Here is a 13,246-nt window from a genome sequence, read left to right as displayed (position 1 = left end):
TTACTTGGAGTAGTGGCGGATCACCTTCTTGACTGCGGCGACCACATCCATCACATCTTCAGCTTCCATGCCCGCATATAGCGGGAGTGTAATGAATTCCTCGTAGCAGCTTTCAGCGACCGGACAGATTCCCTTGCGGAACCCCAGGCTTTCGTAGTACGGATGCAGATAAGCGGGGATGTAGTGGACGTTGACTCCGATGTTCTCCTTTTGCAGCGCCTGAAAGACCGTCTTGCGGGTGGCCTTCAGCCTTGCGAGCTGAAGTCTGACAATGAACAGATGCCAGCTCGACTCCGCCTCTGGAAGCTGATGCGGCAGAATAAGCTCCTTGGTCCCGCTCAGCTCCTGCAGATACAAGGCGGCAAGCTGCTTACGCTTCTCGATGAAGCCCCCGATTCTGCGCAGCTGGGAGATGCCGAGTGAGGTCTGGATATCTGTGATCCGGTAGTTGTACCCGAGGAATTGCATCTCATAATACCAGGGTCCGTGGTTCTCCCTTAACTTACGCTCATCCCTGGTGATGCCGTGGGTGCGGAACTGCAGCAGCTTCTCATAATACACCGGGTTATTGGTCGTAATCATTCCGCCTTCTCCCGTTGTTATATGCTTTACAGGATGGAAGCTGAACATGGTCATGTCCCCGATAGCCCCAATACTTCTATTCTTATATCTCGCACCAAGCGCATGGGCCGCATCCTCAATCACGATCAGATTATGCTCCCCTGCAATCTCCAGGATCTCATCAAGCTGTGCCGGCTGGCCGGTGAAATGGACGGGAATAATCGCTTTCGTTCGGGCCGTAATTCTCTCCCTGATCCGCTGCGGATCAAGATTATACGTCCGCGGATCGATATCTGCGAATACCGGTACGCCCCCCTGATACAGTACACAGTTCGCAGTAGCGGCAAACGTCATGGGAGTCGTAATCACCTCATCCCCTTCGCCGATCCCGGCGGCATAACAGGCCCCGTGCAGGGCCGCAGTTCCGCTGGAGAAGGCCACCGCATATTTTGCCCCGGTAAACGCTGCGATCTCTGCTTCGAATTGCTCAATGGCCGGGCCGCTGGTCAAATAATCACTTTGCAGCACCTTGACCACGGACTCAATATCCTCGTCATCGATCATCTGTCTCCCATACGGCAAGTAGTGGGCACGTACAGGCTTCCCGCCGTCAATGGCCAGTTTGCTTTTACTCATGATTGGTTCGGCTCCTTTCGGTGAAAGGTCTCAAGAATCCATTGCTCTGTCTGCCGGATGCCCTCCTGGATGGTAACCTTAGGTGTCCAGGACAATTGCTTCTCTGCCTTGTTATAATTGCATAACAGCTTCTGGATCTCACTCTGCGGGTGGATATGGGGAACATGCTGGACTGGTGCCTGCCCGTCTGCAATCAGCTCGGCCAATTGATTGACGGTGATATCCTCACCTGTGCCTGCATTGATAATTTCTCCATGCAGCTTATCGCTGTAACCCGCCTCCACTACGAAATCTGCACAGTCTCCCACATATAATAGATCCCGTGACTGAGTGCCGTCCCCGTAGATATTCAGCGGCTGGCCTTTTAATTTGCTGTGGATGAAGATCGCCACGACCCCGCCTTCGCCGCCGGTTTTCTGATAGGGACCATACGTATTAAATGGCCTTACGACCACCACCGGCAGATCATAGGCATAGAAATAGGATAGTACCATATTCTCCGCAGCGATCTTGGCCCCGGCGTAGGGAGAGGCTGGCTTGATAGGGGATTGCTCATCAATTCCCTGTTCATCCGCCGCTCTGGCATAGACCATGCAGGTACTCATGAAGACCAGCTTCACCTGCTGCTTGCGGCATTCCTCCAGCAGATAGAAGGTCGCCAGCGTATCATTGTTGAACGTGGTCTCAGGATCATCTATGCTGTCTTGCACATTAATGCTTGCCGCGAGGTGGTAACACAGGTCGAACGAATTCTCCCGGAAAAGCTCCTTCAAGGCTGCTCTGTCCTTAAGGTCCATAATCTGCACCTTCTGCAAATGCTCGTTATCCTCATACTCCTTCAGATTATCCAACGATGAATTCGCCAGATTATCAACGACCCATACCCTTTGTCCATCCTTTAACAAACGTCCGACCACCCATCTGCCGATGAAGCCGGCACCTCCGGTTACAAGTATATTCATAGTAAGCCTCCACTAGATTAGATTTTGTTCCGATGCCAGCTTCTTGACCTGCTCCTTGGTCAGCGGGGTCTCTCCTTCGGAGCTGTAGGTGCCCGGCTTCGGCCTGGTTGCTTCCCGGTAGGACTGCGGTGCAGCATAGGGGGAAGGGACAATGTATACATCCTTCAATTCATAAGCGCTTAGTGATTCCTCGCGGGTCATCAGTTCTTCGTATCTCTTCTCGCCTGGCTTCAGGCCGATCTCCAGGATCGTCACCGTAGCCGGGAGGGTCCCATATTTCTTCGGCACCTCCTCGGCTACAACCTCAGCCAGATCCTTCAGCCTGATCACCGGCATCTTCAGAATAAAAGTCTCACCACCCTTCGCCAGCTGCAGGGACTGAACGGTCAGCCGGGTCGCCTGCTCCAGCGTCATCATGAACCTTGTCATGGACAGATCTGTTACGGTGATCGCCCTGCCTTCTCTCGCCTGCTTCACAAACAAAGGAATAACAGACCCTCTGGAGCCCATCACATTCCCGAACCGTACGGTACAGAACACCGTTTGGCCGGAGCCGCCCGAGGTGACGGCAGAGGAAATCAGCTTCTCCGCAGACAGCTTGGTGGCTCCATAGTTGTTGGTCGGTGAAATGGCTTTATCTGTGCTTGTAAAAACGACCTTGCCTACCTTCTGCTGCTTCGCTGCCTGAATCACGTTATGAGTGCCGATAATGTTCGTAAGTACAGCCTCGAACGGGTTAGTTTCACAGAAGGATACATGCTTCATAGCAGCAGTATGGAACACATAATCTATCCCCTCCATTGCCGCCAGCACACGGTCATAATCCCGGACATCTCCAATCAGGCAGCTAAGTCTTGCGTTCCCTTGCAGCTCATCCTGCAGCTCGAACTGCTTATACTCGTCTCTGCTGAGAATCCGGATGATCTCTGGCTCCTGCTTCAGCAGAAGCTTCGCAATACTTTTCCCGATGGTGCCGGTACCGCCGATGATCAGAATCCTTTTATTCCGGAAGAACATGCTCTCCACCTCCCGCTTCATCGATTCCCGCTTCCATGGATCAGCCGGTCCATGAGATCCGCAAGCGCTTTGCCGGAGTCAGGAATCTGATAGGATTGCTGCAAGAATTTCTCTTTTACAATCTTGTAGTTTGATTTCTCTATATTGCTGGAATAATAACGGGCGATGATGCGGGTTAAGTCCGCCGGTTCTTTTTGAATATAGCGGTCAAGGGCATCATAGTAATCATATTCACGGTTAGCCTGAATGAATTTATAGACAAATACAGGCTTGCCGAATAAAAGGCCTTCGAGGGCAACCGTAGAGAGGGTGGCGACCACAGCGTCCGATTTCATAATCAGCTCACGGGTATCTGCCTTCCGGTCAGTAACCACATGAACATTGCTATATTCTTCTTCGTACCCGGTATACAGCGAGATCAGCTTCTTGGACAGCTCCCAGGGATGTGGCTTGATGATCAGCTGGAACTGCGGATGTGAGGCCAATTGGGTGAGCAGGGTACGGATCTTGTATTCATCCAGCGTCGGTCCGGTAGCGATCAGTAAGGTGATTTTATGAGGATCAAGCTGGTAGGTTTCTCTAAAAGACTCTGTAGACGTAACCTTCGAGGTAAAGATATCATCGTAACGGGCATGGCCGGTAATCACGATCCGCTCAGCTTCAAGCCCTCTGCGCACATACCAATCATGTTCATATTGCCCGTAAATTGCGATATGGCTGGAGAATACAGGAATGAAGGCTTCCTCTCCCATCAGAATTCCGTGCTGCAGACATACGCTGGGAATCCCCTTAATCCCTGCAACGACGGCAAGCGCCCGGCTGGCTACATCTTCTGTCGTACCTACCATTACAGCGGCTACCGGCAGGTCATTGTAGAGATTAAATACCATTTCAATGGTATCTACAATGGAAGGAATCCGGCTTAGGAAGGTCTGGACAAAAAATTCATTACTGAACGCAGGATGTCCTTCGGTCTTCGCAAAAAGGTCAGCAGCGCGCCGGACCAGCTCTTCTGCAGCAGCTTTGGTATCCTGCTTGTAGCCCAGGCTGTATACATTGGGGATGCCAAATAGCTCCTCCGCTCTGGAGCGGGATAGAATCATGGCCGAATCTCCGCTGAAATACTCACTGATTGTTTGCTCCGACATTCTGATATAGTCCAGATTGATCAGTATTTTGCCCTTCAGATTGGACTTCACAGGCTGATAGAGCAGCGCAACCCGCTTTTCAAAGAAAGGCTGAATCTGGTGCTGCTCATGAATACCGGAATGCTCCAGCTTCAGCCTGAACCCGCTGCTCCCCATCTCGCTTCTTAGCTCATCATTGATTTGTTGATAGAAGTTTGTCATCAGGGCCAGAGGGATATTCCTGTACTTCAGTTCCTGCGCAGTATGGATAAATTCACTATAGAGTGACCAGTAATTGGACAGATAGGTGGACAATCCGTTCTCCCTCCTCGTGGTTCCTGTCTAGACAGAGATTTTATTTCTTTTGCTGCTGGATGAACTTTAGCTCTTCCCTGAGTTCCTTGCAGGTCCGCTGCGGAGGAAGCATCTGGATGAACTGGCTCTTCTCCTGATGCTGCAATTGATAATGAATCGACAGCTCGGTGATATAGTTATCATCCAGAACCTCGTCAACCGGGTAGAAATCCCAGAACTGGTTAAGCCGCCAAAAGAACCTGCCGTCACCTATTCGATAGAACTCCGGATTCTCATCCCAGTAAGACCCGAACTTGTCATGAATGACCGGAAGAATCGAGCTTCTGTGCAGGATGGAGCAATGATCGATGACACAAGGGGCCACCGAAACGATTTTTTTGGCCGGTCTAAGCTGGCTGCGGGTCACTTCATCCTGTTCGTTCAAGTAGTTGACCAGCGACGCAGAGTAGGCAATCATGACTTCGGGATTCTCCTCCAGATAGTCCACCATCTGCTCAAGTCTAGTATTTCTGTAACGGTTGTCATCGGTAGCATAGGAAATATACTCTCCCTGTGCTTGAGCGAGGGCTTGATTGATCAGCGCGGAGTATCTGACCTTTTCTACTCTCTGCTGCAGGGTTTCCGTATCGCTTCTGAAGAATTTGATTCTTTCATCCTTGAGATAGGGCTCAATCACTTTCAGAGTTTCTTCATTCGAGTTATCATCCATCAAGTAGAATTCAAAGTCTGTAAGCGTCTGATTCAGAATGGATTCAATGGACTTTGCGACATATGCGGCCTTATTGTAGCTGGTCATAATGATCGTAACCTTTGGCAATCGAATACCTCCCCCGCTGTTTACTTGCTATCATATGTATCCTTCTTCGAAACGTTATAGGTTAGAAGACTAAATTTTCAACTGGAGGACAAAATAGCGGACTTAGTCTATGGGCAAACCTGAATAAACGCCCGGCAGATGAACTGCGGAGCGTCTATCAGGTCCGGTGAATCCGTCTATTAAGCTTGCACGTTCATCAACAAAACATGCAGCCGGTGCTCAAAGGTATGGGCTGCCAGCACCTGTTGCCTCGCTGCTTCAGCGATCCGCTTGCGCTCCTCGTCATGCGCCATGTAGTAATGGATCTTTTGCAGCAAATCCTGCTTATCCTGATAAGAAACCACCTGTGTGCCTTCCTCGAACTGATGGCGGAGCCCGCTTTTATGATCGGTAAGCTGGAACGCTTCGCAGCTGGCTGCGTCAAAGGTGCGGTTGTTGATGCTTGTGGCGATAATCCCTGCCCGGTTCCGGTTGTACTTCTCAGCGGAAGGGCGGTGGACATTCAGCACAATCTTCGCCCCGTTATAAAACTTAGCAGCCGTCTCCGGCGGGACCCAGGCATTCACCAGCTCCACATTGCGCTTAGCGCCATGCTTCCACTCATGATAGTACCGGCCCCACCCCCGCCCCACTAGCTGGATGTGATAGGCTGTGCCTGCAAGTAAGGCTTCTATAAGCTCAATCCGGTTACTGTAAGGCACGCCTACTAAGCAGATATCACATCTATACTCCTCGGATACGGCTGCGGGGTGAAACAGCTCAGGATCTGTGCCCAGCGGCAGATGATAGACCCGGGGGTGCCCCAAGGCTTGATAATGCTCCACTGCAGCTTGGTCAATAGTGAAAATATAATCAAAATAAGCAATCAGCGGAGCTGTCCAATCCATGTAATAGGGGTCCTCTGTCATCCATACCGCTGATTTCACCCCGGATTGTCTGATGCACTCCAGCACAGGCTCTGAGACCTTCAAACCAGCCATAAGCAGAATTAGCTCCGGCTGCCAAAAAGGCTGGTTAAGCTTTAATTCACCTAAAGCACTGTCAGGCTGCAAAGCTCTGCAATGGTGCCCCGCTTTCTGTAAAGCCTCTGCAATACGCTGTTCGAAGAAAGAATACACGCCCTGGAAGCCTGAAGTTATAAATAGGATATTCATAGCTATCACCACCAAAATTTCCGATATTTTTCCAGTCCATAGGGTGTTGTCTCTAACATAATATTCACTTAAAACATAGGATGGAACTATGCCATAATATGGAGGTGAAAAAATGCCGCATACCCTAGTAGAATTTGCCCGAAGTGTCAGTAGCAATCTATCTTTTGGACCTCCGATTCCAATCGACGGAACACAGCACCTGATCTTGGAATTCGGTATGCCCGTTCCTCCTGCTCCAAGCAATTTCGTAGAGCTGTCTACAACTGTTGGCTGGGAGGCTACTAACGTCTTTGCCACACCGCCTGTTCAACCCACTCTCCTGCTGGAAGTGCTTGTAAATGGAATTCTCGTAGGCAGTGCCGAACAATCCGCTATCCCGGCGGACGGAGATCCGATCCGAATGACCACCATGTTCCAGACGATCCTTACCGATCTGCCCGAAGGCTATTATGCTTTTCAGGTCTTTGCCTCTAACCTCGAAGATCTTCAAGGCGAAATTAACCTTAGGGGCCCTATCCACATTACAGGAAAAGTGATCGTGCCCGTGTAGAATGGACAAAAAAACTCCCTAGCAGAGGTCTTGATTGACCTACTGTTAAGGAGTTTTTGTGTATTATAGTACAAGCTAACTGTCATCTTAGGCTCAGAGCGCGTTCTCGCTAACCTCGCGGCTCTCCAGCGCATTCCAATCATCCTGGGACAGCAGCTCCAGCTGGGCTTCCAGCAGCGTCCGGAACCGGGTACGATAGATCGAAGCCTGCTTGCGCAGCTCCTCGGTCTCGATCGCCACCTTGCGGGATTTGGACAACGCTTCGTTGATAATCCGGTCGGCATTCTTCTCCGCTTCCTTGAGGATCAGCTGGGATTCCTTCTTGGAGTTGTTCTTCACATCATCTGCAGCCTCCTGGGCTACAAGAATAGTCTTGGACAGACTCTCTTCAATATTGACGAAATGATCCAGGCGTTCCTGAAGGGTTAACAGCTGGTTGTGCAGCTCCTTATTCTCCCGGATCACGCTCTCGTAATCCTTAATCACCTGATCCAGAAATTCATTGACCTCATCTTCATCATAACCGCGGATTCTCCGGGAGAATTCCTTGTTATGTATATCGAGCGGTGTTAATGGCATGCTGTGCACCTCCTAGAAATTTCGGTGAAGATTATAGATGAAAGACAATTACCGGCGCACGGCCTGCTAAATGTCCATATTTCCCTGAGTTTATCAATTTCGACAAGCACAGCTGTAATCCTGCAAAGACTTCAGACAAATTTGCCTACCAAAATCCGGTAACGGCCCTTCTTCGTCAAGCTGCCGATCTCCAGCACCTTGAACCGTCCGAAGCCCTGGATCGAGACCATGTCCCCGTCCTTCAGCGAACGGGACGGATCTTCCTCAACCTTCCAGTTCACCCGGACGCGCCCGGCCTTGATCGGGGCCAGAATCTTGCTCCGGCTCAGCCGCGTGACATCCGCTGCAATCCCGTCAAGCCGGAGGGACGCCACTGTGAATTCCAGCTTCGTAAGCTTGACCTCACTGCTGCGCAGGTCCGATAACGGCAGGATCTCCGTACTGACATTAATCCGGTGTACTCCAGTCAAATGAATGGACAGGTAATCCGCGATGTCAGCAGCCACCACTACGTGGCAGCCGTCTTCCAGCACATAAATATCACCAATCTTGCCTCTTTTGATGCCAAGTCCCAGGATTGCTCCCATATAATCCCCATGTTCCAGCGAGAGAAATTTCTGTTCCCCTGAGGTGATATTCAGCACGCTTAATTCCATATCCTCATTCGTTAGGTCACGATAATCCGGAGCCACCATGCCCCGCTTCCGCTCGGCATCCGAAGAACCGCCCTCCCAGCGCACAATCACATCAGGATGGCGGTTCACCAGACTCTGCAGAATATAGGCCTGACGGGGGTCCAGGAATTCGGTCAGCTTCGTCTCATGATACTCCCCGGCATTCGTTACCCACTCCCAGGCCTTGTCCACAAACGGACGCTCATCCGGGTGGAAATGCCCGTAGATTTCAATCTTCATGGGATTAACCGAAGACCGAAGCCAGGATTGATTTAAGCCCGACTGCGGCAAAGCGCAGCAAGATAATCGCGACAATCGGGGAAATATCCAGCGTTCCAAACAATGGAGGGATAATTCTCCGGAACGGTGCCAGATACGGCTCCACCAGCTTGCCCAGCAGCTCACCGATAAAGTTCTCACGCAGATTCGGCAGCCAGGACATCAGAATGTATACGAGGATCATGTAATAGTAAATCTGAAATAGGATGTCTATAATTGAAGATATTTCATTCAAACCCTGCTCACCTCATTCGGTTGTAGTCTTGCTCGTCACCCAGGATCTCGGTAATGGAGCCTTGAATCTCCACGGTGTCCGGTGTGCACATAAATATATTGCCCCCAATTTTGGATATTCCTCCACCCAGAGCATAAACAGTTCCGCTGAGAAAATCGATAATCCGCATCGCCTGGTCATTGCGCACCCGCTGCAGGTTAATGACTACCGTGCGGTGTGAACGCAGATGGTCAGCGATCTCCTGCGCCTCGTCATAAGAACGCGGCTCGTAGAGCACAACCTTCACATTTTTTTGGGAATGAATGCTAACGACGTTGGCCCTCTGATTCTTGCGTGTTTCTACAGGGGCGGGTTCGTATTCATCCTCATCACGGGAAATTTGCTCCCGCTCCACAATCTCCTCTTCCTCCTGCAAGCCCAAGAAACTCATAAACCGGTTCATCACGCCCATCATTCTCCCTCCTCATGACCTACTAATACCGTTCCCAGACGAACCCGGGTGGCTCCTTCCTGTATCGCCACTTCAAAGTCATTCGACATGCCCATCGACAGCTCTTGTATTGGCTCAGGTGTCAAACCCAACAGATTCAAGCGGTCACGCAGCTCGCGGAGTCCGCGGAATACCGGCCGGGTCGCCTCGGGGTCTTCCTCATGAGGGGCCATCGTCATCAGACCGATGACCTTCACCCGGTCAAGCGGGGCGATCTCCCGCAGGAAGTCCTCCACCGCTTCCGGCGCCAGGCCGAACTTGGTATCCTCGCCTGAAATATTCACCTGCAGGAACACCTTCACCTCAAGTCCGGCAGCTTCCGCCTTCTTATGCAGCTCCCTGGCCAGCGACAGCCGGTCCAGAGAGTGAATATATTGAAATTTACCGATAACGTCCTTCACCTTGTTCGTCTGCAAATGCCCGATAAAATGCCATATTCCCTTATGCCCCAGCGCATTCCATTTCGGCTCCGCATCCTGCCAGCGGCTCTCGGCGATCTCCTCAAGTCCTGCCTCCAGCACAGCGGCAACCGTATTCAGCGATACGTATTTCGTTACCGCAATCACCTTGACTTCACTGGCATCCCGGCCGCTGGCCGTGCAGGCCCGTGCGACACGTTCCCGGGTAGTGGCTATTCTTTCTTGTAGCGAGGCCAAAATTTCAACTCTCCTTTATTCCGATCCAGCTCGTCATTCTCCCAGTGACCCCGTTTTCCTTCCGGTAGGAAAAGAACAGATCACTGTTACAGCTTGTACACCAAGTTGTACATTCGATATGAGTCGGCAATATTCCTGCTTTTATCATAATGCGTTGATTCAATTCTTTCAAGTTCAGCAGCATTTTGCTGCTGTCTGTCTCGGATGGTCTATATATAGCCCGTTCGCCTTCTGCAGGAGCCGGCAGGTTCAGCCTGGCCTCCAGGCGGCGGACAGGGTCCATTACATAATCATCCACCTCATAGCAGCAGTCTCCGATGGAAGGTCCTATAGCGGCCTGTATGTCCTGTGGACGGCTCCCATACGTGAGCCCCATACGCTCCACCATCGCGGACGCGATTTCCGCTACGGTCCCCTTCCAGCCTGCATGCGCCAGCCCCACCACCTGGTTCAGCGGATCATGGAAGAACAGCGGTACACAATCAGCGTAGAAAGAAGTCAGCAGCACTCCGGGCACATTCGTCAGCAGTCCGTCAGTGGCCTGAAAGGCAGAGGCCCGGTCCAGGCTGCCCCGGCCGCGTTCCTTTTCTGTAACGACAGCGATCTCTTTGCCATGGGTCTGTTCTCCGCAGGTCCAGTCAGCCAGCCGGAAGCCCAGACCCGCAGCCAGCAGGCTGCGGTTAGCCAGCACATCCGCCGGATCATCGCCTACATGAAAAGCACAATTGAAGCTGTCATACGGTTCTTTCCCGCTGCCGCCTGCTCTGCCGGTGAAGCCTGCAGTAATGCCCCTGTACGGCTCACGCCACGGCTCCAGATGCAGCAGCATGGGCGCTGCGCCATTTTGCATAAACGGTTCCATCTCTTCACCTCCGCTTAAGTGTACCACACTCAGCCCCACAAACTTATCCCCACAAACTCTACCCCACAAAGTGAAGTAATGCTTCGGAGTGAATTCAAGTACTTTGCGGGGGCCCCGAAAACATACTTCGTAAACATACAACACAAACTCAGCCCACGCCGTACATTTCTCAATCCACTCTATGACTTTACCCAGATAGGCAGAAAAAAGACGCACCTCATTAATAAGTGCGCCGTTCACTGCGTTCCGGCCGTTCCAGGTACATCATCTCGCGGTCTTCCTGTCCCTGCGGCATGCGGGGCTCCTCCAGCTTCACGAGCACGACATCCGCACCGATCTTCACAATATTCCGCCACGGAATCACCAGATCGGCACCGCCGCCGAACAGCCCCATGAACCTTGTATACCCCGGGACAATCACAGCGTCAATGACGCCTCTGCGCAAATCCAGCTCCAGATCGCTGATCTGGCCCAGCCGTTTGCCGTCCACAATATTGATTACATCTTTAGTTTGGAAATCGGATATTTTCATCTTTTTATCCGAAGCTGACGTTTCCTCAATCATCCTGCCACCCCTGTACATTCAGACCTATAGCTTCAGTATATGTCCTTAGGGCTTGGCCGCATGACTGTATTCCAGCCTCTGTGCCCCGGACATATAAAAGGATATCCCGGATGGCCGCCAGGTGCCGCCATCCGGAATATCCTCCGCTCATTTATAGACTGTGGTCAGGACTTTACATGCTTTTGCATTTGCTGGATCGCTGATTTCTCAAGCCTTGAGACCTGGGCCTGCGAGATGCCAATCTCGTCAGCGACCTCCATCTGGGTCTTGCCTTCGAAGAAGCGCATCGACAGAATGCGTTTCTCGCGCTGCCCCAGCCGCTGCATGGCCTCCCGGAGTGCAATCTCCTCAATCCAGGAGACATCCTTGTTCTTGTCGTCACTGATCTGATCCATCACATAGATTGGGTCCCCGCCGTCATGATAGATCGGCTCGAACAGGGATACCGGGTCCTGGATCGCATCAAGTGCGAAGACAACATCCTCCTTCGGAACACCGAGCGCTTCGGATATTTCAAAGATCGTCGGCTCCCGCGAATTCTGGTTCGTCAGGCTGTCACGCACCTGCAGCGCCTTATAGGCAATATCGCGCAGGGAGCGGGATACCCGAATCGGGTTGTTGTCGCGCAAGTAGCGGCGGATCTCTCCGATAATCATCGGCACCGCATAGGTGGAGAACTTGACATTTTGCGATAAATCGAAATTATCGATGGCTTTCATGAGTCCGATGCAGCCTACCTGAAACAAATCATCGACGAACTCTCCACGATTATTGAACCTTTGAATCACGCTTAGCACAAGCCTGAGGTTGCCATTTACCAATTTCTCTCTGGCGGATCGCTCGCCCTGCTGCTGCAGCGAAGTGAACAATGCCCGCATTTCCACGTTCGTAAGAACAGGCAGCTTGGCGGTATCCACACCGCAAATCTCGACTTTATTTCGGGTCATGATGATTAACCTCCCAAGGAGAAACATTACTGTACATTATCTCCCCGGTCCGGCATTTTATTCCTCAGCTTTCATCACTTACACCATCTTGTTGAACTCCTTGCGCAGCCGCTTGATAATTCGTTTCTCCAGGCGGGAAATATAGGATTGGGAGATGCCCAGCAGATCGGCTACATCCTTTTGTGTTTTTTCTTCGCCGCCGCGCAGCCCGAATCTCAGCTCCATGATCAGCCGTTCCCGCTCGCTGAGCTTCTCCAGCGCCTTCTGCAGCAGCTTGCGGTCCACCTGCTCCTCGATGTTGCGGTAGATCGTATCATTCTCCGTACCCAGCACATCCGAGAGCAACAGCTCGTTGCCGTCCCAGTCAATATTCAGCGGTTCATCAAAAGAAACCTCGCTTCGGGTCTTGCTGTTACGCCGCAAATACATCAGAATCTCATTCTCGATGCAGCGTGAGGCGTAGGTGGCGAGTTTGATTTTTTTCTCCGGATCAAAGGTGTTGACCGCCTTAATCAGTCCGATCGCGCCAATGGATACCAGATCCTCAATGTTAATTCCGGTGTTCTCGAATTTCCGGGCGATGTAGACCACCAGCCGCAGATTGCGCTCAATCAGCATGGCCCGGACCGCCGCATCTCCGCTGGAGAGGCGCTGGAGCAGGAATTCCTCCTCCTCGCGTGTCAGCGGCGGCGGCAGCGCCTCACTTCCACCGATATAATAAATCTCCTGGCTCTTCAGACCGAGCAGAAACAGCATGCGGTAATACTGCAGTTGCAGCACAAGCTTGAATTTGACCATTATTGTTCCTCCTATAGGTTAC

At 51.7% G+C, this 13,246-nt stretch carries 16 protein-coding genes; 1 reads left to right on the top strand and 15 read right to left on the bottom strand.

The annotated features are described in order from the left end of the window. The 6 genes from pseC to MKX63_RS13170 all read right to left on the bottom strand — a co-directional run bounded on the left by pseC (window position 1) and on the right by MKX63_RS13170 (window position 6,415). Window positions 1–1,197 (bottom strand): UDP-4-amino-4,6-dideoxy-N-acetyl-beta-L-altrosamine transaminase, encoded by a 1,197-nt coding sequence (gene pseC, locus MKX63_RS13195; protein WP_341017594.1) that lies wholly within the window; start codon window positions 1,195–1,197, stop codon window positions 1–3. Continuing rightward, a complete protein-coding gene (locus tag MKX63_RS13190; protein ID WP_341017592.1) occupies window positions 1,194–2,159 on the bottom strand; it encodes a dTDP-glucose 4,6-dehydratase in 966 nt (321 codons plus the stop codon). The genes pseC and MKX63_RS13190 overlap by 4 nt, the downstream gene beginning before the upstream one ends. Before the next feature lie 12 nt (window positions 2,160–2,171). Beyond that, window positions 2,172–3,176 (bottom strand): SDR family NAD(P)-dependent oxidoreductase, encoded by a 1,005-nt coding sequence (locus tag MKX63_RS13185; RefSeq protein ID WP_341017589.1) that lies wholly within the window; start codon window positions 3,174–3,176, stop codon window positions 2,172–2,174. Between the two features lie 17 nt (window positions 3,177–3,193). Continuing rightward, window positions 3,194–4,618, bottom strand: a complete 1,425-nt coding sequence (locus tag MKX63_RS13180; RefSeq protein ID WP_341017588.1) for a CDP-glycerol glycerophosphotransferase family protein — start codon at window positions 4,616–4,618, stop codon at window positions 3,194–3,196. A gap of 40 nt (window positions 4,619–4,658) precedes the next feature. Next, window positions 4,659–5,435, bottom strand: a complete 777-nt coding sequence (locus tag MKX63_RS13175) for a glycosyltransferase family 2 protein (protein ID WP_341017587.1) — start codon at window positions 5,433–5,435, stop codon at window positions 4,659–4,661. A gap of 179 nt (window positions 5,436–5,614) precedes the next feature. Then, a complete protein-coding gene (locus MKX63_RS13170) occupies window positions 5,615–6,415 on the bottom strand; it encodes a CgeB family protein (protein ID WP_341017586.1) in 801 nt (266 codons plus the stop codon). Window positions 6,416–6,701: 286 nt separating this feature from the next. Between MKX63_RS13170 and MKX63_RS13165 the strand changes: the two genes are divergently transcribed. Next, window positions 6,702–7,139: a hypothetical protein gene (locus tag MKX63_RS13165; RefSeq protein WP_341017585.1), complete on the top strand. Its 438-nt coding sequence runs from the start codon at window positions 6,702–6,704 to the stop codon at window positions 7,137–7,139. Window positions 7,140–7,232: 93 nt separating this feature from the next. Here MKX63_RS13165 and MKX63_RS13160 read toward each other — a convergent pair whose 3' ends face one another. The 9 genes from MKX63_RS13160 to sigE form a co-directional block, all read right to left on the bottom strand. Continuing rightward, window positions 7,233–7,718 carry a DivIVA domain-containing protein gene (locus tag MKX63_RS13160; protein ID WP_036690176.1) on the bottom strand — a complete coding sequence of 162 codons (486 nt, stop codon included), beginning with the start codon at window positions 7,716–7,718 and terminating at the stop codon, window positions 7,233–7,235. A 131-nt stretch (window positions 7,719–7,849) separates the two neighbouring features. Further along, window positions 7,850–8,632 (bottom strand): YlmH family RNA-binding protein, encoded by a 783-nt coding sequence (locus MKX63_RS13155; protein ID WP_341017583.1) that lies wholly within the window; start codon window positions 8,630–8,632, stop codon window positions 7,850–7,852. A gap of 4 nt (window positions 8,633–8,636) precedes the next feature. Next, window positions 8,637–8,906: a YggT family protein gene (locus tag MKX63_RS13150; RefSeq protein WP_341017582.1), complete on the bottom strand. Its 270-nt coding sequence runs from the start codon at window positions 8,904–8,906 to the stop codon at window positions 8,637–8,639. 7 nt (window positions 8,907–8,913) lie between these two features. Then, window positions 8,914–9,357 (bottom strand): cell division protein SepF, encoded by a 444-nt coding sequence (locus tag MKX63_RS13145; RefSeq protein ID WP_036690181.1) that lies wholly within the window; start codon window positions 9,355–9,357, stop codon window positions 8,914–8,916. Further along, window positions 9,357–10,052, bottom strand: coding sequence for a YggS family pyridoxal phosphate-dependent enzyme (locus MKX63_RS13140; protein ID WP_341017581.1), 696 nt, complete (start codon window positions 10,050–10,052; stop codon window positions 9,357–9,359). Before MKX63_RS13140 ends, MKX63_RS13145 begins: the two co-directional genes overlap by 1 nt. Before the next feature lie 4 nt (window positions 10,053–10,056). Next, entirely contained in the window at window positions 10,057–10,914 is an 858-nt protein-coding gene (gene pgeF, locus MKX63_RS13135) for a peptidoglycan editing factor PgeF (protein WP_341017579.1), read from the bottom strand. A 220-nt stretch (window positions 10,915–11,134) separates the two neighbouring features. Further along, complete coding sequence (locus MKX63_RS13130; protein ID WP_341017578.1) at window positions 11,135–11,479, bottom strand: YlmC/YmxH family sporulation protein; 345 nt, start codon at window positions 11,477–11,479, stop codon at window positions 11,135–11,137. A gap of 164 nt (window positions 11,480–11,643) precedes the next feature. Next, window positions 11,644–12,426: an RNA polymerase sporulation sigma factor SigG gene (sigG, locus tag MKX63_RS13125; protein WP_036690188.1), complete on the bottom strand. Its 783-nt coding sequence runs from the start codon at window positions 12,424–12,426 to the stop codon at window positions 11,644–11,646. Between the two features lie 78 nt (window positions 12,427–12,504). Continuing rightward, window positions 12,505–13,227, bottom strand: a complete 723-nt coding sequence (gene sigE, locus MKX63_RS13120) for an RNA polymerase sporulation sigma factor SigE (RefSeq protein WP_036690190.1) — start codon at window positions 13,225–13,227, stop codon at window positions 12,505–12,507. Window positions 13,228–13,246 lie beyond the last annotated feature (19 nt).

The sequence above is a fragment of the Paenibacillus sp. FSL R7-0179 genome, assembly GCF_038002265.1.
GTDB lineage: Bacteria > Bacillota > Bacilli > Paenibacillales > Paenibacillaceae > Paenibacillus_AQ.
Note: the sequence above shows the minus strand (reverse complement) of the source record. Positions and strands in the feature narration are given on the sequence as shown.

Coding starts and splice junctions, on each gene's coding strand:
- pseC (WP_341017594.1), bottom strand. CDS start 1,197: ATGAGTAAAAGCAAACTGGCCATTGACGGCGGGAAGCCTGTACGTGCC.
- MKX63_RS13190 (WP_341017592.1), bottom strand. CDS start 2,159: ATGAATATACTTGTAACCGGAGGTGCCGGCTTCATCGGCAGATGGGTG.
- MKX63_RS13185 (WP_341017589.1), bottom strand. CDS start 3,176: ATGTTCTTCCGGAATAAAAGGATTCTGATCATCGGCGGTACCGGCACC.
- MKX63_RS13170 (WP_341017586.1), bottom strand. CDS start 6,415: ATGGCTGGTTTGAAGGTCTCAGAGCCTGTGCTGGAGTGCATCAGACAA.
- MKX63_RS13165 (WP_341017585.1), top strand. CDS start 6,702: ATGCCGCATACCCTAGTAGAATTTGCCCGAAGTGTCAGTAGCAATCTA.
- MKX63_RS13160 (WP_036690176.1), bottom strand. CDS start 7,718: ATGCCATTAACACCGCTCGATATACATAACAAGGAATTCTCCCGGAGA.
- MKX63_RS13155 (WP_341017583.1), bottom strand. CDS start 8,632: ATGAAGATTGAAATCTACGGGCATTTCCACCCGGATGAGCGTCCGTTT.
- MKX63_RS13145 (WP_036690181.1), bottom strand. CDS start 9,357: ATGGGCGTGATGAACCGGTTTATGAGTTTCTTGGGCTTGCAGGAGGAA.
- pgeF (WP_341017579.1), bottom strand. CDS start 10,914: ATGGAACCGTTTATGCAAAATGGCGCAGCGCCCATGCTGCTGCATCTG.
- MKX63_RS13130 (WP_341017578.1), bottom strand. CDS start 11,479: ATGATTGAGGAAACGTCAGCTTCGGATAAAAAGATGAAAATATCCGAT.
- sigG (WP_036690188.1), bottom strand. CDS start 12,426: ATGACCCGAAATAAAGTCGAGATTTGCGGTGTGGATACCGCCAAGCTG.